Annotated in this window: 22 protein-coding genes; 13 read left to right on the top strand and 9 right to left on the bottom strand. The window is 74.5% G+C overall.

Annotation, left to right across the window (positions count from 1 at the left end; translation table 11 throughout):
• The first annotated feature begins 68 nt into the window (after window positions 1-68).
• Window positions 69-578, top strand: coding sequence for a MarR family winged helix-turn-helix transcriptional regulator (locus tag NUM_RS19335; RefSeq protein WP_207126294.1), 510 nt, complete (start codon window positions 69-71; stop codon window positions 576-578).
• Window positions 579-649: 71 nt separating this feature from the next.
• On the opposite strand, the gene NUM_RS19330 is transcribed toward NUM_RS19335, so the two are convergent.
• Window positions 650-2266 (bottom strand): aromatic amino acid lyase, encoded by a 1617-nt coding sequence (locus NUM_RS19330; RefSeq protein ID WP_207126293.1) that lies wholly within the window; start codon window positions 2264-2266, stop codon window positions 650-652.
• 122 nt (window positions 2267-2388) lie between these two features.
• Between NUM_RS19330 and NUM_RS19325 the strand changes: the two genes are divergently transcribed.
• Genes NUM_RS19325 through NUM_RS19315 form a run of 3 tightly spaced genes read left to right on the top strand, consistent with a single transcriptional unit; the run spans window position 2389 to window position 3749 of the window.
• On the top strand, window positions 2389-2778 hold the full coding sequence (locus tag NUM_RS19325) for an ArsR/SmtB family transcription factor (RefSeq protein WP_207126292.1): 390 nt from the start codon (window positions 2389-2391) through the stop codon (window positions 2776-2778).
• Window positions 2711-3193 carry an SRPBCC family protein gene (locus NUM_RS19320; protein ID WP_207126291.1) on the top strand — a complete coding sequence of 161 codons (483 nt, stop codon included), beginning with the start codon at window positions 2711-2713 and terminating at the stop codon, window positions 3191-3193. The genes NUM_RS19325 and NUM_RS19320 overlap by 68 nt, the downstream gene beginning before the upstream one ends.
• On the top strand, window positions 3180-3749 hold the full coding sequence (locus NUM_RS19315; RefSeq protein WP_207126290.1) for a TIGR03086 family metal-binding protein: 570 nt from the start codon (window positions 3180-3182) through the stop codon (window positions 3747-3749). The genes NUM_RS19320 and NUM_RS19315 overlap by 14 nt, the downstream gene beginning before the upstream one ends.
• Window positions 3750-3819: 70 nt before the next feature.
• On the opposite strand, the gene NUM_RS19310 is transcribed toward NUM_RS19315, so the two are convergent.
• Together NUM_RS19310 and NUM_RS19305 are read right to left on the bottom strand one after the other, a co-directional pair.
• Window positions 3820-4245 (bottom strand): DUF6924 domain-containing protein, encoded by a 426-nt coding sequence (locus NUM_RS19310; protein ID WP_207126289.1) that lies wholly within the window; start codon window positions 4243-4245, stop codon window positions 3820-3822.
• 8 nt (window positions 4246-4253) lie between these two features.
• A complete protein-coding gene (locus NUM_RS19305; protein ID WP_207126288.1) occupies window positions 4254-5273 on the bottom strand; it encodes a hypothetical protein in 1020 nt (339 codons plus the stop codon).
• A 153-nt stretch (window positions 5274-5426) separates the two neighbouring features.
• Here NUM_RS19305 and NUM_RS19300 point away from each other — a divergent pair, with 153 nt between their 5' ends.
• A complete protein-coding gene (locus NUM_RS19300) occupies window positions 5427-6614 on the top strand; it encodes an acyltransferase family protein (protein ID WP_207126287.1) in 1188 nt (395 codons plus the stop codon).
• Window positions 6615-6714: 100 nt separating this feature from the next.
• Here the strand turns inward: NUM_RS19300 and NUM_RS19295 are convergent, their stop codons facing one another.
• The 3 genes from NUM_RS19295 to NUM_RS19285 all read right to left on the bottom strand — a co-directional run bounded on the left by NUM_RS19295 (window position 6715) and on the right by NUM_RS19285 (window position 9153).
• A complete protein-coding gene (locus NUM_RS19295) occupies window positions 6715-7440 on the bottom strand; it encodes a DUF899 family protein (protein WP_207126286.1) in 726 nt (241 codons plus the stop codon).
• Window positions 7441-7579: 139 nt separating this feature from the next.
• Window positions 7580-8821 carry an RNA polymerase sigma factor gene (locus NUM_RS19290; RefSeq protein ID WP_207126285.1) on the bottom strand — a complete coding sequence of 414 codons (1242 nt, stop codon included), beginning with the start codon at window positions 8819-8821 and terminating at the stop codon, window positions 7580-7582.
• On the bottom strand, window positions 8818-9153 hold the full coding sequence (locus tag NUM_RS19285) for a YciI family protein (protein ID WP_207126284.1): 336 nt from the start codon (window positions 9151-9153) through the stop codon (window positions 8818-8820). The genes NUM_RS19290 and NUM_RS19285 overlap by 4 nt, the downstream gene beginning before the upstream one ends.
• A 274-nt stretch (window positions 9154-9427) precedes the next feature.
• On the opposite strand from NUM_RS19285, the gene NUM_RS19280 reads away from it, so the two are divergent.
• The 3 genes from NUM_RS19280 (at window position 9428) to NUM_RS19270 (ending at window position 12139) form a co-directional block, all read left to right on the top strand.
• Window positions 9428-9865 carry an SRPBCC family protein gene (locus NUM_RS19280; RefSeq protein ID WP_207126283.1) on the top strand — a complete coding sequence of 146 codons (438 nt, stop codon included), beginning with the start codon at window positions 9428-9430 and terminating at the stop codon, window positions 9863-9865.
• Between the two features lie 20 nt (window positions 9866-9885).
• Window positions 9886-10308 (top strand): MarR family winged helix-turn-helix transcriptional regulator, encoded by a 423-nt coding sequence (locus NUM_RS19275; RefSeq protein WP_207126282.1) that lies wholly within the window; start codon window positions 9886-9888, stop codon window positions 10306-10308.
• 283 nt (window positions 10309-10591) lie between these two features.
• A complete protein-coding gene (locus tag NUM_RS19270) occupies window positions 10592-12139 on the top strand; it encodes a hypothetical protein (protein WP_207126281.1) in 1548 nt (515 codons plus the stop codon).
• A gap of 127 nt (window positions 12140-12266) precedes the next feature.
• On the opposite strand, the gene NUM_RS19265 is transcribed toward NUM_RS19270, so the two are convergent.
• Complete coding sequence (locus NUM_RS19265; protein WP_207126280.1) at window positions 12267-13235, bottom strand: acetylxylan esterase; 969 nt, start codon at window positions 13233-13235, stop codon at window positions 12267-12269.
• Between the two features lie 82 nt (window positions 13236-13317).
• On the bottom strand, window positions 13318-14331 hold the full coding sequence (locus tag NUM_RS19260; RefSeq protein ID WP_207126279.1) for a cation diffusion facilitator family transporter: 1014 nt from the start codon (window positions 14329-14331) through the stop codon (window positions 13318-13320).
• A gap of 253 nt (window positions 14332-14584) precedes the next feature.
• Here NUM_RS19260 and NUM_RS19255 point away from each other — a divergent pair, with 253 nt between their 5' ends.
• Together NUM_RS19255 and NUM_RS19250 are read left to right on the top strand one after the other, a co-directional pair.
• Window positions 14585-15811 (top strand): Rieske (2Fe-2S) protein, encoded by a 1227-nt coding sequence (locus NUM_RS19255; RefSeq protein ID WP_207126278.1) that lies wholly within the window; start codon window positions 14585-14587, stop codon window positions 15809-15811.
• Window positions 15812-16025: 214 nt separating this feature from the next.
• Window positions 16026-17249, top strand: coding sequence for a PucR family transcriptional regulator (locus NUM_RS19250; protein ID WP_207126277.1), 1224 nt, complete (start codon window positions 16026-16028; stop codon window positions 17247-17249).
• 13 nt (window positions 17250-17262) lie between these two features.
• Here NUM_RS19250 and NUM_RS19245 read toward each other — a convergent pair whose 3' ends face one another.
• Complete coding sequence (locus NUM_RS19245; RefSeq protein ID WP_207126276.1) at window positions 17263-18276, bottom strand: glycoside hydrolase family 18 protein; 1014 nt, start codon at window positions 18274-18276, stop codon at window positions 17263-17265.
• 166 nt (window positions 18277-18442) lie between these two features.
• On the opposite strand from NUM_RS19245, the gene NUM_RS19240 reads away from it, so the two are divergent.
• The 3 genes from NUM_RS19240 (at window position 18443) to NUM_RS19230 (ending at window position 20827) form a co-directional block, all read left to right on the top strand.
• Window positions 18443-18694 carry a hypothetical protein gene (locus NUM_RS19240; RefSeq protein ID WP_207126275.1) on the top strand — a complete coding sequence of 84 codons (252 nt, stop codon included), beginning with the start codon at window positions 18443-18445 and terminating at the stop codon, window positions 18692-18694.
• Between the two features lie 88 nt (window positions 18695-18782).
• Window positions 18783-20189, top strand: coding sequence for a sensor histidine kinase (locus NUM_RS19235; protein ID WP_207126274.1), 1407 nt, complete (start codon window positions 18783-18785; stop codon window positions 20187-20189).
• Window positions 20174-20827, top strand: coding sequence for a response regulator transcription factor (locus NUM_RS19230; RefSeq protein ID WP_207126273.1), 654 nt, complete (start codon window positions 20174-20176; stop codon window positions 20825-20827). Before NUM_RS19235 ends, NUM_RS19230 begins: the two co-directional genes overlap by 16 nt.
• The last annotated feature ends 100 nt before the right edge of the window (window positions 20828-20927 follow it).

Here is a 20927-nt window from a genome sequence, read left to right as displayed (position 1 = left end):
ATTTTTCGTCAACGAAATTTTCGCCAGCGATATTCTCGCCCCCGAAACACCCTTGGTACGATCGGAGCATGCCGCCGGAGGACTGGACCGACCGTCACGTCGCGCGCTGGCGAGACCACTGGTCGGGCATCACGTACGACGACCAGGTCGAGGGCATCGTCACCCGGATCGGGCAGATCGACCACTACCTCGGCGAGACGATGAAACGCGCCGCGGCCGCCTCCGACCTGCAGGAGTCGGAGTACAAGACGCTGCACGAGCTGATGATCCGGGACACCCCCGGCTCGGCGTCGCCCGGCGAGCTCGCCGAGGACCTGAAGATCTCCGGCGCCGGGATGACCGGCCGGCTCGACGCGCTGGAGAAGAAGGGCTGGATCCGGCGGGTGTCGGCGATCGACGATCGCCGGCGCGTGATCATCCAGATCACCCCGAAGGGCACCGAGGTCTGGCGCGGCGCGATGGCCAACCGCGGCACCGCGGAGGACGAGCTGATCGCCAGCCTGACCGACCGGGAACGCGCCACGCTCAACCGGATCCTGAAGAAGCTCACCCTCTACATCGAGTCGCTGCCGGACTGACCGCACCGAAAACCCTTGCCCCGCAACGGAACCGGGTGCTTCGCCGGCGCGACGGCCAGCTGTCGGCCGCGTCAGGCTGCGGCCACGTCCAGCGCGCCGGAGCGCAGCGCGGAGCGCAGCCGGCGCAGGTCCGCGCCGAGCGGCCGATCCTCGTACACCGGCGGGACCACTGCGGCGATCGCGGCGTGCAGCGGGGTCAGCGCCGGCGCGATCGGCGCGGCCCGCACCGTCCACGCCTGGTACGCGACGAGCAGTTCGGCCACGACGATCGACTCGACGCGCTCCAGCGCGGCGCGCAGCTGCTCGCCGGCCGCCGGTGCGAACGCCTGCAGGTCCTCCTGCCCGGCCGAGGTGTCCAGCGAGCCGAGCGTCGCCGGGGTGGCCAGCCGGCGCAGCGCCTGCAGCTCGCCGACCGCCCGCTTGTGCACCGTCACCAGCCCGGCCTGCGGCCCCGGCACCGCGGCCAGCTGCGGCGGCAGCCCGCTGTACCGCTCGTCCAGCAGCCGCGCCATCCGCTGCACGCTGGCCTCCGCGGCGTGCGCGAGCGCGGCGGTCACCGCATCCAGCCGCAGCCCCAGCTCGCACCCGTGGTACCCGGCGGTCGACACGAACTCGCCGGCCAGGAACGCGGGGGAGTCGGTCACCCAGGACAGCGCCCGGTCGACCGCGTCGGCGAGGTCGGCGAGCGTGCGGCCCAGGTGCGCGAGCACCTGCGGTACCACCCGGAACGACACCGGTGCGTGCAGCAGCCCGGCCCGTACGGTGCCGCCGGCGAGCAGCGCCCGCAGCCGCGCGTACCGGTCGGTGAGGACCGGATCGCCCGCCGCCAGGCGCGGGTCGTAGCCGGTACGCGGGGCGCCGAGCGCGTCGATCGACGCCGCCGCGGCCACCAGCAGCCGCTCCGCCGCCGCGGCCGCCTCGGCGCCGCGCCGGATCCCGTGCATGGTGGCGACCGGGATGCCCTCCAGCAGGATCACGCCCTCCTTCGGCCCCGGCCGGTACGGCTCGACGCCGCGCGCGGCGAGCGCCTCGGCGGCCGGTACCTCGGTGCCGTCGTCGGCCAGCACCGTGCCGAGCCCGGCGAGGGTCTGGCCGGCGTGGCAGAGCGGAATGATCTCGCCGGCACAGCCGATGCCCTCGCGCGGTACCGCCGGGTGGAAACCGTCGTCGAGCCGGTCGGCGAGGAACCGGCATAGCTGCGCGCTCGCCCCGGTCTCCGGCCGCAACGCCGTGCGCAGCACGATCGCCAGGACCGCCCGGACATCGGGTACCGGCAGCCAGGGCGGCCCGCCGACGGCCCGCGCGGTGAGCAGGCGTAGCTGGTGGCTGGCCTGCTCGTCGGGGTCGAGGCGCCGACCGGCGAACGCGCCCATGCCGGTGGTCACCCCGTACACCGGGCGGCCGGGGTCGGCGAGCGCGGCGAGCACCGCCGTGCGGTGGGCGGCCACCGCGGCGAGCAGTTCCGGCGGCAGCGTCACCCGGGCACCCGCGGCGATCGCCCGGATCGCGTCCGCGCCGAACCCGCCGGCGCCGAACTCACCCGCATCGAGCCCACCCGCGCCGCGCCCGCCCGCGCCGAACTCGTCCGCATCGAGACCATCCGTGCCGCGCCCGCGCGCGCCGAGCTCGTCCGCATCGAGACCATCCGTGCCGTCGATGCGCACTTCTCGCTGGTTGCCGTTCCGCACGCTGCCTCCAGTCGTCGTCGCCCCCACGGGCGTACTCATACTGCGCTTTCAACCGAGTGGTTGACCGCGCGACGGCCGTCGGCTACGGTGTCTTTAAACCGATGAGTTGAAAGAGGGGTGCGATGGACACGCTGACCCGCGCGTTCGCGGCCCTCGCCGACCCGACCCGGCGGGACATGGTGTCCCGGCTCGCCGACGGCGACGCCACCGTCGGCCAGCTCGCGCAGCCGTACCGGATCTCGCTGCAAGCGGTCTACAAGCACCTGAAGGTGTTGGAGGAGGCCGGGCTGGTCAGCCGGCCGAGGGGGCCGCAGCCGCGATCGGTGCGGCTGCGGGTCGAGACGCTCGACCTGCTGGACACCTGGATCGAGCGGCACCGGGTGCGGGTCGAACGGCGCTACCGCCGCATGGACGCGGTCCTGGCGGAGATGGGGGGAGACGACGATGAACGAGCTCACCGAAACGACGATCGAGGCCGACCGGACGCTGCCGATAGTCCGGGTCGCCCGTGACTTCACCGCGACGCCGGCGCAGCTGCTGCGCGCGCACACCGACCCGGAGCTGTTCGTGCGCTGGGTCGGTCCGGACGCGCTGACCACCCGGGTCGACCGCTGGGACGCGCGGACCGGCGGCAGCTGGCGCTACGTCTCGGTGGACGGCGACACGGAGCACTGGTTCCACGGCTCCTTCCACGAGATCGGCCCGAGCCGGCTGGTGCAGACCTTCACGTACGAGGGGGCGCCCGACGGCGTCGCGCTGGAGACGGTGTGGTTCGAGGACCTGGGCGGCGGCCGCACCCGGCTGCGCAGCCAGTCGCTGGTGGACAGCTTCGACGCGCGGGACGCGATCCTGCGCAGTGGCATGGAGGTCGGCGTCACCGAGGGGTACGCCAAGCTGGAGAGGATGCTCGACGATGGCGCTGTCTGACCGCCCGACCGAGCGGCACCGGCAGGTCGCCGGGCTGTTCACCGACCGGGTCCGGGGCACCGACCGCTGGGACGCGCCGGCGCCGGTCGCCGGCTGGACCGCCCGCGACGTGGTGCGCCACCTGACCGACTGGTTCCCGGCGTTCCTGGCCGCCGGCGCCGGCATCGAGCTGCCGGCCCGGCCGTCGGTCGACGACGACCCGGTGGCTGCCTGGCAGGCGCACAGCGGGTCGGTGCAGGCGATCCTGGACGACCCGGAGACGGTGCACCGCAGCCTGTCCAACCCGCACCTCGGCACGCTGCCGCTCGATGCCGCGATCGACCAGTTCTACACCGCCGACGTGTTCATGCACACCTGGGACCTGGCCCGGGCCACCGGCCAGGACGACCGGCTGGATGCCGACTTCTGCGCGCAGCTGCTCGGCGGGTTGGAGCCGATGGAGGAGATCCTGCGCTCGTCCGGCCAGTACGGGCCGCGCGTCGCGGTGCGCGACGGCGCCGACGTGCAGGCCCGGCTGATCGGCTTCATCGGCCGCGATCCGTACTGGACCGCGTGACCGCACTGGGCCGCCTGACCGCACTGCCTGCCACCGCCGGTCCGTCCACAGTGGATGGAAGGGCGGTGGCTCAGTAGTTGCGGTAGATGCCGTCGGCGTCGGCACCGGCGACGAGCTCGTCGAAGCTGAGGTTGTCGGTGAACAGGTTCGCCTCGATGGTGCGCACCGCCTCCGGCACGCACCGGAAACTGCGCCCCCGCTCCGCCGGGTGCAGGTCGACGACGAGCAGCGGGTGCCGGAACTCGCGCAGTGCGACGTCGTCGACCACGAACAGGAACGTGTGCGGGTACTCCGGCGGCACCAGGGCGAGCACCTCGGCGGGGGTGCATCCGGCGTACTGCGGGTCGTTCAGCGGGTGCACGCCGGCCCGCATGCCGAGGCCGCTGTCCTCCTCCGGCTCGAACACGTCGGTCAGGATCGAGGTCCAGGCGGTGTCGTCGGCGAAGCCGGTGCGGATCAGCAGTGCGACCTCGGTGGCAGGCAGTGGCTGTGGCATGTGCCTTCTCATTCCGGTGCGACGACGGCGCCGGCGGCGCGCCGGCGGTGCGACCGTACCGCGGCGAGCAGGACGGCGATCGCGCCCGCACCGAACACGACGGTACCGGCGAGGGCGAAGGGCAGCGGGGTGCCCAGGCTGGTGGCGTGCACCAGGCCGTACCAGACGTAGGTGAGCAGCAGGCCGCCGGCGACCGCGAGCCGGTGCCCGGCGCCCCAGCCGGCGCGGTGCGAGCAACGGATCAGCAGTACCGCGCAGCCGGCCGCGTAGGCCACCCAGATCGCGAGCTGCAGCCACGCCCCGGTGAACCAGGCGAGCACCGTGTCGATCGCCCAGTAGCCGCTGGCGAGCAGGAACGCGGCGATGCCGACCCGCCGCGGCGCCGGCGCCGGTCGGCGGCGCGGGTCGATGCTCGGCGGGCCGGGCCACCGGCGCGCGACCACCACCGCCGCGGCCACCAGCAGCACGATCGCCGCGGTCACGACCGCGAACTGCGCCGCGCTGCCGACGAAGTGGTAGCTGTCGTACTGCACGAAGGCCAGCGCGGCGCAGCCGAGGACGAAGATCGCCGCGGTCCCGGCGAGGCCGCGGCGGCGCAGCCACGGCCGGGTCGGCTCGGCGGCGAACCCCTCGACCACGGCGATCGGCACGCAGATGCTCCAGATGGTGTGCAGCGTCAGCGATCCCTGCACGAGCTCGGCACTGACGTCGAGCCCGGGAATCGGTGCCAGGTCGGCGAAGCTGGTCAACCCGAGGTAGCCGGGGTTGAACAGCATCTGGTCGATCGGGCCCTCTTCGAGCAGCGCGTACCCGGCGGCGAGCAGCACCAGCACCGGCCAGCCGCCGCGCAGTCGCCGGCCCACCTCGCGGATCAGCAGTGCGCCCCCGCCGTACATCGGTGCCAGCGCGAGCAGCCAGGGCAGCGCGGTGATCGGCTGGTTGCCCAGCAGGAACTCGCCCACGTACGGCGCGAGCAGGACCAGGCCGACGAGCAGCGGCCAGCGTCGAACCTTGCGTCCCCCCGTCATGCCACCACATTAGCAGAGCAGTCACTCTATTAATCGCCTGGTGGGGCTGGACCCACCGCACCCGGGGTCCAGCGGGATACCGGTGCCGTGGCCCGCTTCGTACGGTCGATCTGCTGCCGGTGACGCAGCGGGAACCGGTGAACGGAGACCACCATGAGCGTGTTGCGAGGCCGGCGGGATGCGCTGGTACCAAACGGAAACAGCGAGCCGGCCGGGGCGCGGCGGCTGTGGTTCGTGGACAACCTGCGGATCGCCCTGACGGTGCTGGTGGTGCTGCACCACGTCGTCGTCGGCTACAGCGGCCTCGGCATGTGGTACTACGACGAACGGCCGACGAGCGCCGCGGTCGGCCTCGGCCTCACCGTGTTCCTGATGCTGAACCAGGCCTGGTTCATGGGCGCGTTCTTCCTGCTGTCCGGCTACTTCACGCCCGGATCCTACGAACGCAAGGGCGCCCGGGCGTTCCTGCGCGACCGGCTGGTGCGGCTCGGCATCCCGCTGCTGGTGTTCTACTTCGTGCTCAACCCGATCCTGTCGCTCGGCGACTACCACGGCGGGCCGCTGGGCGTCGCGTACCTGCACGCGATCGGATCCGGTCCGCTGTGGTTCGCGGTGGCGCTGCTGGTGTTCGACGGCTGCTACGCGGCCGTCCGGGCGCTTCGCGCCACCCGCCGCGACCTGCCGGGGGCCGACCGCCGGCGCCGTCCGGCGCGGTTCTCCGACGGTGCGACCGGAGCGCCGAAGCGGCGTACCGTGCTCGGGTTCGTGGCGCTGCTCGCACTCGCCACCTACGTGCTGCGCATCGTGGTACCGGAAGGGTTCTGGCTGCCGGTGATCGACTTCCCGACCGGCGCCTACCTGACCCAGTACGCCGGGTTCTTCGTGCTCGGCACGATCGCGTACCGGCGCGGTTGGTTCCACGCGATCACCCCGCGGCTGGGCCGGTTCGGTGCGGCGCTCGCGGCCGGTGCCGTCGTGGTGTTCCTGCCGCTCGCGCTCGGCGCCGGCGGGGTCACCGGCTGGACCGGCCACGGCACGCTGAGCTCGCTGTGCTACGCGCTGTTCGACTCGGGGTTCGCGGTCGGCCTGCTGCTCGCGGTGATCGCGCTGTTCCGCCGCCGGTTCGACGGCCAGGGGCCGCTGCGCCGGTACCTGGCCCGGCACTCCTTCACCGTCTACGTGACCCACGCCGCGGTGGTGACCGCCGTCGGTTACGCGCTGGCCGCGCTGGCGATACCGACGCTGCCGAAGGTCGCGCTGGTCGCGGTCGTGGCGGTACCGGCCTGCTTCGCGCTGGCCGGCCCGATCCGCCGGCTCCCCGGCGTCCGCCGGGTGCTGTGACCGACCCGACCCGACCCGACCCGACCCGACCCGGCGCGGCCGGCACCGCACCGCCGGGCCGGGTCGGCCCGCTGTTCACCTGCGGGCCGGCCGGGTCGGGTCAGCCGGCGGTACCGAGGTCGTCGGAGCGGCCCGCGCGGATCCGGGACCACTGCGCCGCCGGGCGGTCGCCCACCCGGGCCGGGTCCGGAAGATCCTGCGGCCAGCCGGCCGGCGAGTCCTCCCACGGCTCCTGCCGCCCGTAGGCGGTCAGGTCCAGCAGGCCGTAGCTCTGGTCCATCGCCTCGACACCGCGGCCGGTGGTCCAGTACGTCTCGAAGACCCGGTCGCCGGAGCGCAGGTAGCAGGCGAGGACGAACGGGCCGCGGCCGGCGAGCAGCACGTCCAGCGATGGCTGGGCCGAGTACCACGGGACGTCCCAGCCCATGAAGTCGCGGTACCGGACGGACTGCTCGTACGGGCCCTGACACAGCGTCGCGTAGGTGACGTCGCGCGAGTGCAGGTAGGCCAGCTCCCGTACCTGGCTGTTGAAGAACGTGCAGCCGGGGCACTGCCGCGCCGCGGGCGCGCCCTCGTGCCACATCTGGTAGTACGCGATCAGCTGGCGGCGCCCCTCGAACGCGTCCAGCAGAGTGACCGGGCCGTCCGCGCCGATCAGCGGGCTGTCCGCGGGTACCTCCACCATCGGCAGCCGCCGGCGGGCCGCGGCGATCGCGTCGCCGGCCCGGCTGTGCTGCTTCTCCCAAACGCGCAGTGCGTCCAGTCGCGCCTGGTATGCGGCCCGGTCGGTGATCGTGGGTGCCGCGATGTCGATCTCGGTGTTCATCGGAACTGTTCCCTCCGCTTCGGTTCACCGTCACCCCACCGACGAACCCCACGACGCCGGATCGACACCGGTCGGAACTTTTTCGCCCGGCCCACCGGCCTCGTCGGCGTCGTCGGGAGTCGGGGTGGGCGGGACCGGGTCAGGGCGCGGAGTCGGGCAGCTCCGCCAGCCGGGCGGCGAGGTAGCGACGCTCCGGTTCGGTCGGCGCCAGCGCCAGCGCCTCCCGGTAGGCCCGCCGGGCCTCGTCGGTACGGCCGGCGCGGCGTAGCAGGTCGGCCCGGGTCGCCGGCAGCAGGTGGTAGCCGGTGAGCGTGCCGGCCGCGGCCAACTCGTCCACCAGCGCCAGGCCGGCCGGGATCCCGTCGGCCATCGCCACCGCCACCGCCCGGTTCAGCGCCACCACCGGGGACGGCGCGAGCCGGGCCAGCGTGCCGTACAGCGCGGCGATCTGCGGCCAGTCGGTGCTCGCCGCCTCCGGCGCGGTGGCGTGGCAGGCGGCGATCGCGGCCTGCACCTGGTACGGCCCGGCCCGGCGCGACGCGAGCGCGCCGTCCAGTACCGCGACGCCTTCGGCGATCAGCGCCGCGTCCCACGCCGACCGGTCCTGGCGCTCCAGCGGCACCAGCACGCCGTCCGCGGTACGGGTGGCCCGGCGGGCCTCGTGCAGCAGCATCAGCGCGAGCAGCCCGGCCGGTTCGGGCTCGGCCGGCAGCAGCCGGCACAGCACCCGGGCCAGCCGGATCGCCTCGGCGGTCAGGGCGCGGCGGGCGTCGAGCCGCTCCTCGTCGTACCCCTCGTTGAAGATCAGGTAGAGCACCGCGAGGACAGCGGCCAGCCGGTGCGGGAGCGCCTCGGCCGGCGGCACCCGGTACGGGATGCCGGCCTCGGCGATCTTGCGCTTGGCACGCACCAGCCGCTGCGCCATGGTCGCCTCGGCGGTCAGGAACGCGCGGGCGATCTCGGCGGTGGTCAGCCCGGCCAGGGTGCGCAGCGTCAGCGCGACCCGGGCGTCGAACCGCAGTGCCGGGTGACAGCAGGTGAAGATCAGCCGCAGCCGGTCGTCCGGGATCTCCTCGACCGGCGGTGCCGCCGGGTCGCGTTCGAGCACCGCGAGCTGGCGCAGTTTGGCCGCGCCGGTGGCGTCGCGGCGCAGTCGGTCGGTGGCGCGGTGCCGCGCCGTGGTGGTCAGCCAGGCGCCCGGCCGGCGCGGTACCCCGTCGCGGGGCCAGGTGGCGAGCGCCGCGGCGAACGCCTCCTGGGCGCAGTCCTCGGCCAGGTCCCAGTCGCCGGTCAGGCCGATGAGGGTGGCGACCAGCTGCCCCCACTCGTCCCGGTACGCCGCCTCGACCGCCGCGGTGACCCGGTCGTGGTGCCCGGTCACTCCCAGACCGGGCGGATCTCGATGCTGCCCCAGCGCGCGTACGGATGGCCGGCGGCGATCTCGATCGCCTCGTCCAGGCTGGCGCAGTCGACGATCACGAAGCCGCCGACGAAGTCCTTCGTCTCGGCGAACGGGCCGTCCGAGACGAGCGTCTCGCCGTCGCGCACCCGTACCGTCGTCGCGTCGACGACCGGACGCAGCCGGGCGCCGACGATGCGGGCGCCGCGCCGCTCCAGGTCGGCGAGCCAGGCCTGGTGCACCGGATCGGCCGCAAGCTGTTCGTTGCTCGGCGACGCGGTCTCGTCGTCGCAGATCAGCAGCACGTACTTCATCGCCACATTCTGCCTCGCCGCGGTGTGCCGGCGCGCTGTCCGTCTACTGAGGACGGTGTCGAGGTCCGAAGTCGACTGCGCCGATGTCCGGACTCGTGCGCACGTGGGTCGCTGTCCTGGTGGCCAGCGTTGCACCGCGGGGCTGGCCGGGCGGGGAAACCTCTGCGGGGTGGACACAGCAGGCGCGGGACGGGTTGCCAGCCAGGCCGGGTTGCCTGGTGTCGCAACACCATGTAGGTTGGTGTCGCGACACCAACCTGACCCGGGAGACACCATGTACGAGATCAGTGCGGCGGCTGAGATCGACGCCGATGTCGACGCGGTCTGGGCGGTCGTCACCGATGTGGCCAGCTGGGCGGCCTGGGATCCGCACGAGGAGGCGGCCCGGCTGGATGGCCCGTTCGCGCCGGGCACGGCAGGATGGTCCAAGCCCCGCGGCGGACCCGCCACGGACTGGACGATCACCCAGGTCGTCCCGCGCACGTACTGGCGGTCGGAGTGCGGCCTGCCTGGCGGGAAGATCATCGGAATGAACGCCTTCGAACCCCTCGCCGACGGAAAGGTCCGCTGCGTCAAGACCGTGCGCGTCACCGGGCCGCTCGTGCCGCTGTTCCGGTTCCACTTCGGGCGGCGCATGCGGGCCGACATGTTCACGACCTTCGCCGCACTGGAGCGGGAAGCGGCCCGACGCCGCACGGCGGTGGCACCGTGAGGCACGAGGAGTCCGGGCCCATGCTGTCGCCCGGGTTCTGGCTGTATCACGCGGCGCTGACCTGGCGCGCCGAGCTGGACGCCAGGTTGCGCCCGCTGGGCCTGACGCCCACCCAGTTCATGGTGCTGGCGACGGCGGGCTGGCTGGAGCACCTCAACGGCCCGCCCACCCAGCAGCAGGTCGCCGATGGTGCCGGGACCGACCGGCAGATGACCTCTCGTGTCGTACGCGCCCTTCAAGACCGTGGGCTGATCACCCGGCACGCCCACGAGTCCAACGCTCGTTCGCTGCGCCTGACGCTGACCCGGGAGGGCCGCGCCCTGACCCGTCGAGCCGTCGAAATGGCGCAGTCGCTCGACGAGAAACTCTTCGGTCCCGAACCGACCAGCCTCCGCGACGCGCTCCGTGGCATCGCCGAATTCCGCGACCAGACTCAGCGGTAGCCGGGGTTTCCGAACTCGAAGCGGCAGTCTCACGACGCCCTGCGCACGCGGAGGAACCTCGTCGACGGTAAGTGTCGGACCAGAGCCGCGTCCGGTTGAGGTGCGGACATCGACGGACGGACCCGCACCGGGTCGAGCCGAGTTCTGACGGGTCGTTATCTACTACATTACGTTGTCGTAGTTACGCTCGATGGGCGAGCAGGCGCATCGCACCGGCACAGGGTCCGAAACCGGCCCTCGATCCCCGGCCGGCAGGAACCGGACGTTTCACGGGGGTCGTACGGTGCTCGTCGGTCCGACGCAGGTGGTGGCGCGGCGCGCCGTGGAGTCCCGCCGCCGCAGCGTCGCACCGACCGTGGCGCTGTACGCGGTCGGCGCGGCCCTCGGCCTCGCGGTCGCCTGGCGGTTCCCGTGGAGCGGTGACACCGGGCTGCACATCGCCGTGGTCGAGCAACTGTCCCGGCACCTGGGCAGCCCGCCCGACCCGCTGGTCGGCGCGCCCGCCGCCAGCCCGTACTACTCGCCGTACAGCCTGGCCCAGGCGCTGCTGGCGCGGGCCACCGGACTCGGCGGGTACGACGTGCTGCGCGTCGCGGCGCTCGGCAACGCGCTGCTGATCACCAGCGGCCTGCACCACCTGGTACGACGGCTGTCGACCGCACCGTGGGCGCCGCTCGCGGCGCTGGTCGCCGTCCTGCTGGTGCAGGGCACGACGCTGCTGACCTGGAGCGGCTTTCTCAGCCTCCAGTCCGTGGCGATCACGCTGTCCTACCCGGCCGCGTTCGCACTGGGCGTCACGTTGCACCTGTGGGGGCTGGTCGCCGGCCGGCTCGGCGGGCGTGGCGGTCCCTGGGTCTACCCGGTCGCCGGGCTGCTCGCCGCCGACGTGGTCCTCGACCACCAGTTCACCGCGGTCGCGGCGGCCCTCGGCTGCCTCGCGCTGGTCGTCGACGGCCGGCGACGACTGAACCTGGTACGGGTCGCCTGCTGGTCGGCCGCCGTCGCGATCGCGGCCGCCGCGCTCGCCGCCTGGCCGTACTTCCCGGTGCTGTCGCTGCTGTCCTCGGCCGCCGGGCTGGACCGGATCCAGGCACCGCTCTACCACCACGTGCTCGGCTTCTACGGGCTCGGCCTGGCCACCGGCGTCCCCGCCCTGGCGCTGCGGCTGTACCGGCGGCACACCGATCCGCTGGCCTGGCTGGCCGTGCTCGCCGGGCTGTTCGTCGGGTACGGCTGGGTGACTGGGCACGCCACCTGGGCCCGGCTGCTGCCGGCGGTACTGCTCGCCGGACAGCTCGCGGTGGGCATCGAGGTGGCCGAACAGCTCGCCCGCCACCCCCGTACCCGTCGTGGCCGGCTGATCGTGGTCGCGGCGGCGCTCGCCTGCCTGCTGGGGCTGCCCACCCAGGCCGGCGTGCTGCGCTACGTCGCGCCGCTGCCGGCGAGCCTGGACCGGCACCTGGCGACGAAACAGGACTGGGTGGGCTACGGCTGGGTGACCCGCTGGGTCGGCACCGGCCGGACCGTGCTGGCCGGCACGTACCACGCCGCCCGGATGCTGCCCGCGTACCGGATCTTCACGCTGGCACCGGCCTACCCGGAACCGTGGCTGCGCTCCGCGCCGGCTCGCCGGGCGGCCCAGGCCGCGATCCTCGCCCCGCCGACCGGCCACGCCCGCCGCGCCGCCCTGCTCGCCAGCTACCGGATCCGGTTCCTGATCGTCCACCCCGGCGAGGCCGCCGCGCTGCGGCGGGCCGGGGTGCGGCTGCACGAGCTCGGGCGCAGCCCGCGGTTCGGCTACGACGTGCTCTACCGCGTCGTCCGCGCCTGACCCGCGCCGAGCTCGGTCGTCCGCCGGCCCGGCGGGTGGCGAGCGGACGGCCGGCGCGACGGGTGGCGAGCGGACGGGCGGCCGGCGCGACGGGTAGCGGGCGGACGGGCGGCCGGCGCGGCGGCCGTCAGCCCGGCAGGTGGCGGGCGAAGAACCGGCCGGTCGCCGTGGCCAGCGCGGCCGTCTCGCGGTCGAGATCCGGGTGGTCGAAGTGGCCGGCGGTCAGCACCGCCAGCCGACTCGGCCCGGCCAGGGCGTTGTGCACCGCGAACTGGCCGGGTGGCGGCACCGACGGGTCGAACAGCGCCGCGCCGACCAGCGTCGGCACCGTGATCCGCCGGGCCGCAACGGCCGCGTCGAAGTACGCCAGCACCTCGGTCACCTCCCGGTGGCGGGCGGCGTAGCGGCGGACCGACTCGCCGCTGCCCACGCACTCCAGCGTCAGCCGCAGCGGCTGGTTGCCGAACGTCGGCACGGTCAGCTGTGCCGCCGCGAACCGGTCGTCCCACGGCAGCGCCAGCGCACCGAGCCCGCCACCGAGGCTCTCCCCGAGGTACCCCAGCCGACCGGCCAGCTCGGGCACGAGCTGGCGCAGCGCGCTGGCCGCGCACCACAGGTCGGCGACGCAGCCGCCGAGCACGTACGTCTCGGGTGACCCGATCCCGTGCAGTACGTGTTCGGCCGTGGTGTCCGGGATGCCCGGGGTGCGGCCCCGCTCGGGCAGCCCACGCACGCACGGCTGGATCGCGGCCGCGTGCGGCAGCGGCAGTGGCAGCCGGGCCGCCTCCCGGCCGCCGTAGCCGTGCCCGACGACGAACCCGTGCCGCGCCGGCCCGGCGTCGGGCAGCACCACCCAACCGCCCAGCCGTACGCCGCCGACCGAGCTGAAGGTGACCCCGAGGACCCGGCAGCCGTCCCGCTTGTCCTCCACCGGCCCGAGCACCGGATCGGGGTCGACGGCGAGGGCCGCCGCGTACCGCTCGCGCCAGAACGCGGCGAATCCGGCCGGCTCCGCCGGTGCGCCGACCGCGAGCAACCGGTCGAGATCGTAGCCGTACGTGGGGTCGAAGCCGAAGTCGTGCGCCAGCCCGGTCATGCCCCAGGACACTAACCGCGCGATCGGGCCGACCACAACGCGATCCCGGCGACCGGACTTCAGTCCACAGTGGATGGTTCGGTCAGATCCGGGCCGGGCCGGCGCGGTTGGTCGGGTCGAGGTAGACGTGCGTGACCCGGGGGATGCGCGCCCTGAGCCGGCGAGCACCCTCGTCGGCCAGCCGCTCCACCTCGTCGGCCGGCACGTCGTCGACGAAGTCGATCTTCGCGGCGACCAGGATCTGCTCCGGCCCGAGATAGGTGGCGAACAGCTCCACCACGTCCTCGACACCGGGCAGCGCGGACAGCTCCGCCCTCAGCGCCGCGAGGGTGCGGTCCGGGACCGACTGGCCGATCAGCAGCGACTTGTTCACGCTGATCAGCCGGTAGCCGACCGCGCACAGCAGCAGACCGATCAGCACCGACGCGATCCCGTCGTACACCCCGGAACCGGTCAGCTGCTCCAGCGCCAGCCCGATCGCGGCGAGCGCGATGCCGATCTCGGCCGCCACGTCCTCCAGCGTCACCGCGCGCACCGCGGTGTCCGGCGTGGTCCGGACGTACTCGCCGAGGGTGATCCGCAGCCGCCGGGGCACACCGCGCGCCTGGCGCAGCGAACGGGTCAGCGAGATGCCCTCCAACACCGCCGAGGCGGCCAGCACGCCGTACGCGAGCGGGTAGTGGCCGGAGGGTTCACCGCTGAGGATGGTGAGCGTGCCGTGGTAGATGGAGAACACGCCACCGACGCCGAACGTGCACATCGCCGCGAGCAGCGCCCAGAAGTACGACTCCCGGCCGTAGCCGAACGGGCGCCGGTGATCGGGCGGCTTCGTCCCGCGCCGCACCGCGACGAACAGCAGCCCCTCGGTGACGGTGTCGGCGAACGAGTGCGCCGACTCCGACACCATGCTGCTGGATCCGCCGAGGATCCCGACGAACAGCTTCGCGGCCGCGATGAGCAGGTTGACCCCGCCGGCCACCAGCACGGTCAGCAGGCTCTCGGACGAGCCGTCCGGCGGTGCCGCGGCCACCGGCTCGCCCCCGGCCGGGGGCGGTGCCGCGCTGCCGCGCTCGCCGGCGGATCCGCTCGGTGCCATCCCGCGAGCCTAGCCCCGCCCGAGCGGTACGGGCAGCGGCACGCGCACCCGCTGATCGCCCGACCGGCCAACGTACTCCGCTGCCGAATACGCTGGATCTGTTGTGGCACAACACTTCTGTTCGAATCGATTGGCGTGGGGGCGGATCGGGTCGGCGGCGAAGCTTTGTCCCGGTGCAGCACCCCCGTTGTCGGCCGGCACTGCGATCGGCGAAACCGCCGAACGCCGGCCCTGTGTTGAGTACGGTGGGCGCGTGGACGCGAAGCGGCTCGCCGCGGCACAACCCTGGCTGGACCGGCTGGCCGACCGGGTGCAGCCGACGGTGCGCCGGCTGCTCGGCGGCCGGCTGCACGATCTGCTGGACGGGACCTGGCTCGGTGCCCCGCTGCACCCGGCGCTGACCGACGTACCGGTGGGCTCCTGGAGCGCCGCCTTCGTGCTGGACGCCGCGGCCGGGCTGACCCGTTCGAGCACGCTGGCCCGCGCCGCGGACGCCACGCTGCTGGTGAGCGTTCTCGGCGCGGCGCCGACCGCGCTGACCGGCGCGGCGGACTGGCGCGACCTCACCGGCGAGGACCGTCGGCTCGCGACCCTGCACGGGGTGCTCAACGTCGTCGGGCTCGGCTTCGCGGTCGCCTCGCTCGGCCGCCGCGCCCGCGGCCACCGCGGCAGCGGCCGGCTGTTGAGCGCGACCGGGCTCGCCTTCTCCGGCCTGGCCGCGCATCTCGGTGGCGAACTCAGCTTCGGTCTCGGGGTCCGCGTCGACCACGGCCGGCTCGTCGCACGCAGCGCACCGGACGAGTTCACCGCGGTACTCCAGGAGTCCGACCTGGCCGACGGCGCGATGGCGGTGGTGCGCGTCGACGGGTTCCCGGTGCTGGTGACCAGGGACCGATCCGGCACGCTGCGGGCGATCGCCGACACCTGCAGCCATGCCGGTGGCCCGCTGCACGCCGGTGAGCGCGACGGCGACGTGGTGACCTGCCCGTGGCACGGCTCCCGGATCGACCTGTGCAGCGGCGCCGTGGTCGAGGGACCGGCCGTGTTCGGGCAGTTCGTCTACCAGGTGCGGGCCCGCAATGGCACCATCGAGGTTCGCCGGATGCCCCCCGACGCCGCCCCGGAACCGCCGACCGGCACCGACGCGCACCCGGCCACCGACGCCGCCGCGGCGACGGTCACCGACGCCGGTTCGAAGCACGACACCGACGGCGGCGGACCGTCGACCGACGCCGGCGGGCCGGGGGCGCCGACCAGCGAACCGCCCGGCTTCGAGCGGGACATCCGACCGCTGTTCCGGCGCAAGGACGTCGAGGCGATGAAGCAGGCCTTCGACCTGTCGTCGTACCAGTCGGTGCGCGACCACGCGGACGGGATCCACCAGCGGCTCGCCGACGGCAGCATGCCGTGCGACGGGCGGTGGCCGGCCGACCAGGTCCAGCTGTTCCACGCCTGGATGACGGCGGGCTTCCCGCGCTGAGCCGGCCGCGGCCGAGTCGCCCGGGTCGCCCGGGCGACCTCGTTCGGTCGATGCGGCACTGCCGGTCCCGTCGCCGGTGCGAGACTCGCAGGAGGCGACCGTACGGGCCACACCCACCAGGCTCGCCGCGCGCCGGGACGGCAGGGAGGCCGATCGTGGGAAGCCATCACCGGGCGACCGGGCACCGGTCGGGGTCGAGGCCGGTGCCGCGTCGATGACCGGCACCGCGCTGCTCGGTCTGCTCGACTGGGCCGAGGCCCACCTGCCGCGGCTGATCGACCAGGCGTGCGCCGCGGTGGTCGACCGGATGGCGCTCTACCGCGACGGCCGCGCGGTGTCCCGGGCCGAGCTGCGCCGCTCGGTCGACCACAACCTGCACGTCCTCGTTGCCGCGGTCGGCGCCCCGGCCGCGCCGCTGGACCTCGCCGCGCCGCGGGAGACCGGTCGGCGCCGCGCGCACCAGGGCGTACCGCTGCCGGAGGTGTTGCAGGCCTACCGGATCACGTTCGCGACGCTGTGGGACGCGCTGGTCGAGCACGCCCGCGGTGCCGGGGCCGCCGGCGCCACCGACGAGCTGCTGACCGCGGCCAGCCGGATCTGGCAGCTCACCGACGAGCACGCGCTCGCGCTCACCGAGGCGTACCGGGCCGCGACCGCCGAGCTGCTGCTCGCCCAGCAGCGGCGCCGCTCGGCGGTCGTGGAGGCGCTGCTGACCGGCCAGCCCGGCCCCGACGCGACGCCCTGGGACGCTGCCGCGCTGCTCGGCCTGCCGCCCGGCGGGCAGCTGGTCGTGGTCGCCGCGCAGACCCGCGGCTTCGCCGAGGAGAGCCTGCCGGGGGTCGAACGGGCACTGGCCGCCGACGGCATCGTCTCCGGCTGGCGGCTCAGTCCGGCGCTGCAGGTGGGTGTGGTGTCGCTGCGGGACGACCAGACCCGGCCGATGCTCGACGTGCTGCGCGGCGTGGCGAAGTCGCGCACCGGCGTGAGCCCCCGGTACGACTCGCTCGCCGACACGCCGCGCGCGCTGCGGCTCGCGCGGGCGGCCCTGGCGGGGGTGCCGGCCGGCGCGCCGGAGGTGCGCATGTTCGGTCCGAGCCCGCTGGCGGCGCTGGTGGTGTGCGAACCGGACGAGGGCGCCCGGTTGGTCAGCCGGGTGCTCGGCGCGGTGCTCGGGCTGCCCGCCGACGACCGGGACATGCTGCTCGACACGCTGGACGCCTACCTGGACCACGCCGGCTCCGCCGAGCGCGCCGGTGAGGTGCTGCACTGCCACCCGAACACGGTCCGGTACCGGCTGCGCCGGCTGCAGGATCTCACCGGCCGGTCGCTGGCGGATCCCCGCGACCTGGCCGAGCTCGCCGCCGCCGCGCACGCGGTCGGCGTCGGTGCTCCCACCGAGGCGCATCCCGACCGGCCACGCCACCCGCGCCGCCGCTGAACGAGCCCGCCGGTCAGGCCCAGTCGGTGCGGTAGCTGGCCCAGTCCGCGGCGGTGGCCGCGAAGTCGACGTAGAGCGCGACGCCGAACCTGCGCTGCGGCCGGCCGCCGAGCGCCAGCCGAACCCCGCGCAGCGCGGCGGCCATCGTCTCGGCGTTGCCGCGGTGGCAGGCGGTGCGGTCGTGGTAGGCCGGTACGCCGATCAGCAGCGCGACCCGGTCCGGCACCGCCCGCAGCGCCAGCCCGGTGGCCCGCCGCACGTACCCGGCGTAGCTGGTCGCGGTGGGCAGGCAGCTGTCGTACAGCATCACCGCGACCTGGTCGACGTGGCTGGACAGCCGGTGCAGGTAGCCGGCCGACCAGACGCCGCGCGGCCCACCGGGCAGCGCCCGGATCGCGGTGGCGAGCCCCGGCACCGGCGCGAGCAGGCTCGCCGACAGCGAGAGCACGGCGTGGTACCGGCGGGTCAGCCGCCGGCTCGCGGCGAGCAGGGTGGCCAGGTCGGCGTCGCCCTCGGCGACCGGCTCGAAGTCGTAGTGCACCCCGTCGAACCCGTCACCCAGCACCTGCCGTACCGAGACGAGGATCGCGGCCCGGGTCCGCGGCGAGTTCAGGCGCAGCTGGCCCGGCACCGGGTGGGCGCCGAGCCAGGCCTGCACGCGGACCCCCGGCAGCGCCCGGTGCAGCGCGGTGACCAGCCAGCGGGCCTTCGGCCGCAGCGCCGGATCGAGGCTGCCGTCGTCGCGGAACGGGCCGGCGTGCACGTACAGGTCGCGGATGCCGGTGTGCCGCAACCGGGCGGCCAGCCGGTCCACATCGGACTGACGCTTCCGGCCGTCGAGCCAGGCGTGGCCGAGCCACTCGGCGTCGTGCCCGGTGCCGCGCGCCGCGGCCGGAACCGTCCCGCCGCCCTCGACCTGCAGCGCCACGCCACCCGCCGCCACGACCAGCAGCGCCGCGGCGAGCAGACCGAGCGCCAGGACCAGGACCCGGCGCCACCAGCGTCGGCGCGGGGAGTGCGGGGGCATCCGGGAGATCGTGCCACAACCGGGCCCGCGGCGGCCCGGTACGACGGGGTGGGGCTGGGCCCACCCGAGCCGGGGCGTGGACGGATACCGGCCGCGCCGCCCGCTTCGTAGCGTCGTCGGTGTCGCCCGGCAGTACCGCCGGGGACGAACCGAACGGAGCCGAGAAGTGTTGCTGCTGTTGCTGTTGAACCGGGTCCCGGCGCGACTGCGGACCATCCTGGGCGGCTCGTTCGTCCTGGCCGGGGCGGTGCTGACCGGGCTGTCCGAGACGTTCGACCTCGGACTGTCGATCCACGGCGTCTCGCTCGCCGGGGTCGGCGCCGTACTCGCGGTCAGCGGCGTGGTGGCGCTGCGCCGCACCGCCCGCGAACCGGCGGCACCGGCCGGCCAGCCGCTGAACGGGACGGAACCGGCATGACCGGCACCGGCGCCCGAACGGCCGGCGCGTACGGCGGAGCGGCCCGGTGCCGGTTGCGACAATGGCGACGATGCGGGAGGGGACGGGGATGACAGGCTCTGCCGAGGTCGGACCGGCGCGGTGGGCGCGCGCCGTCGGCCACGGGCTGTACCGGTCGGCGGTGGTCACCGGGGTGACCGGTGTGCTGCCGGCGATCGCGGTGCCCGTCGCGTTCTTCGGTTTCCGGTTTGCCCGGACCTGGTCGGCCGACCTGTCCGCGCCGCTGGCGGTGCTCGTGCTGGTGTTCGTCGGCGAGATCGCGATGACCTTGCTCTGGACCGGTGCCGCCGGCTGGTTCGTGGTGGCGTTCCTGGGCCGTCCGTTGAGCCGGGCGGCCCGCTGGGCGGCGCGCCGCTGGCTGGGCGTGACGGTCGAGCCGCGGTACAACCCGGTGCTGCCGGTGACCCGGATGGCCACCGGCTTCTGGTGGAACGGCTACGCCTACCACGAGTCGGAGCGCGAGGCCCGCCGCCGGGCCTCGCTGGACGCCCGGCACCACGACCCGCAACTGCGCCGCGACGCGCTCTGGCTGCTGGTCGCCGCCGTCACCGTGCTGCCGGCCGCGGCCGCCCCGCTGGCCTGTCTGGCCGCCGGCGGCTACCTGCTCACCCAGGCCGGACTCCTCGGGTGCGGGATCGCGCTGTGCGTCGTGGGCCTGGCCGCGGCGCCGTTCGGGTGGCGGCTGCTCGGCCCGCTCGGGGTACGGCTGCTCGGCGCGTCGCCGCGGTCGCTGGGCCGGCGGGTGGAGGAGTTGGAGGCGATCCGGGCCGACCTGACCCAGAACCAGGCAGCCGAACTGGAGCGGATCGAGCGCGGCCTGCACGACGGGGCGCAGGCCCGGCTGGTCGCCCTGGGCATGTCGATGGGTGCCGCGGAACGGCTGGTCGACGAGGACCCGGACAAGGCCAAGCAGATCCTGGCCCAGGCCCGGAGCTCGTCGGCCGCCGCGCTGGCCGAACTGCGCTCGCTGGTCCGCGGCATCAACCCGCCGGTGCTCGCCGAGCGCGGCCTGGTCGACGCGGTACGGGCGCTGGCCCTGGACGCCGCGCTCCCGGTCGAGGTGCGCAGCACCGTACCGGCGCGGCCGGAGCGGCCGGTCGAGTCGGCGATGTACTTCGCCGTCGCCGAGCTGCTCGCGAACGCGGTCAAGCACGCCCGGGCGAGCCGGGTGGAGATCGACCTGGACTACGGTGAGCGGGTGCTGACCGCGACGGTGACCGACGACGGCGTCGGCGGCATCGGTGCCGCCGCAACCGAACCCGGCGGTACTCCACCGGGCACCCGGCCAGCCGGGTCGCAGCAAGCCGGGTCGGGGTCGGCCGGGTCGGGGCAAGCCGGGTCGGGGCTCGCCGGGATCGAGCGGCGGATGGCGGCGTTCGGCGGAGTGCTGCGCATCGACAGCCCGGCCGGTGGGCCGAGCCGGATCACGGTGGCGGTGCCATGCGCGTTGTCGTAGCCGAGGACCTGTTCCTGTTGCGGGACGGGCTGGTGCGGCTGGTCGAGGCGTACGGGCACACCGTCGTCGCCGCGGTCGGCAGCGGACCGGAGGCGCTCGACGCGCTGCTCACCCACCGTCCCGACGTGGCCATCGTGGACGTCCGGCTGCCGCCGACGTTCTCCGACGAGGGGCTGCAGGCGGCGCTCGCGGCCCGCCGGCAGATCCCGGGCCTGCCGGTGCTGATCCTCTCCCAGCACGTCGAGCAGCTCTACGCGCGCGAGCTGCTGGCCGACGAGCGCGGCGGGATCGGTTACCAGCTCAAGGATCGGGTGCTGGATGCCGACCAGTTCACCGACGCGCTGCAACGGGTCGCGGACGGCGGTACCGCGCTGGACCCCACGGTGGTCGCCAAGCTGCTCGGCCGGCCGACCCGGGTGGATCCGCTGGCCGCGCTGACCGACCGGGAACGCTCGGTGCTCGAGCTGATGGCGGAGGGGCTGTCCAACGCCGCGATCGCGGCCCGGCTGTTCCTGAGCGAGGGCGCGATCAGCAAGTACACCACGTCGATCTTCGCCAAGCTCGGCATCGCCGCGGCCGACGACACCAACCGCCGGGTCCGGGCGGTGCTCGCCTACCTCGACGGCTCCGGAGCCTGACCCGCGGCGGGTGAGCTTGCGGTTGCGGCCGGTGTGGCCGCCGGTCGCGTCGTACGCTGGTGCATCGACGTCGTGGCGGGGGTCGCCGAGACGAGCGGAT

Origin of the sequence: Actinocatenispora comari, from assembly GCF_017312725.1 — a bacterium.
Taxonomy (GTDB): Bacteria; Actinomycetota; Actinomycetes; order Mycobacteriales; family Micromonosporaceae; genus Actinocatenispora; species Actinocatenispora comari.
Note: the sequence above shows the minus strand (reverse complement) of the source record. Positions and strands in the feature narration are given on the sequence as shown.

Bases quoted from the DNA above. Each gene is read 5' to 3' on its own strand.
- NUM_RS19280 (WP_207126283.1), top strand. From the start codon at position 9,428: ATGTACGAGATCAGTGCGGCGGCTGAGATCGACGCCGATGTCGACGCG.
- NUM_RS19275 (WP_207126282.1), top strand. From the start codon at position 9,886: ATGCTGTCGCCCGGGTTCTGGCTGTATCACGCGGCGCTGACCTGGCGC.
- NUM_RS19300 (WP_207126287.1), top strand. From the start codon at position 5,427: ATGAGCGTGTTGCGAGGCCGGCGGGATGCGCTGGTACCAAACGGAAAC.
- NUM_RS19230 (WP_207126273.1), top strand. From the start codon at position 20,174: ATGCGCGTTGTCGTAGCCGAGGACCTGTTCCTGTTGCGGGACGGGCTG.
- NUM_RS19335 (WP_207126294.1), top strand. From the start codon at position 69: ATGCCGCCGGAGGACTGGACCGACCGTCACGTCGCGCGCTGGCGAGAC.
- NUM_RS19245 (WP_207126276.1), bottom strand. From the start codon at position 18,276: ATGCCCCCGCACTCCCCGCGCCGACGCTGGTGGCGCCGGGTCCTGGTC.
- NUM_RS19235 (WP_207126274.1), top strand. From the start codon at position 18,783: ATGACAGGCTCTGCCGAGGTCGGACCGGCGCGGTGGGCGCGCGCCGTC.
- NUM_RS19250 (WP_207126277.1), top strand. From the start codon at position 16,026: ATGACCGGCACCGCGCTGCTCGGTCTGCTCGACTGGGCCGAGGCCCAC.
- NUM_RS19285 (WP_207126284.1), bottom strand. From the start codon at position 9,153: ATGAAGTACGTGCTGCTGATCTGCGACGACGAGACCGCGTCGCCGAGC.
- NUM_RS19260 (WP_207126279.1), bottom strand. From the start codon at position 14,331: ATGGCACCGAGCGGATCCGCCGGCGAGCGCGGCAGCGCGGCACCGCCC.
- NUM_RS19295 (WP_207126286.1), bottom strand. From the start codon at position 7,440: ATGAACACCGAGATCGACATCGCGGCACCCACGATCACCGACCGGGCC.
- NUM_RS19310 (WP_207126289.1), bottom strand. From the start codon at position 4,245: ATGCCACAGCCACTGCCTGCCACCGAGGTCGCACTGCTGATCCGCACC.
- NUM_RS19315 (WP_207126290.1), top strand. From the start codon at position 3,180: ATGGCGCTGTCTGACCGCCCGACCGAGCGGCACCGGCAGGTCGCCGGG.
- NUM_RS19325 (WP_207126292.1), top strand. From the start codon at position 2,389: ATGGACACGCTGACCCGCGCGTTCGCGGCCCTCGCCGACCCGACCCGG.
- NUM_RS19320 (WP_207126291.1), top strand. From the start codon at position 2,711: ATGAACGAGCTCACCGAAACGACGATCGAGGCCGACCGGACGCTGCCG.
- NUM_RS19265 (WP_207126280.1), bottom strand. From the start codon at position 13,235: ATGACCGGGCTGGCGCACGACTTCGGCTTCGACCCCACGTACGGCTAC.
- NUM_RS19305 (WP_207126288.1), bottom strand. From the start codon at position 5,273: ATGACGGGGGGACGCAAGGTTCGACGCTGGCCGCTGCTCGTCGGCCTG.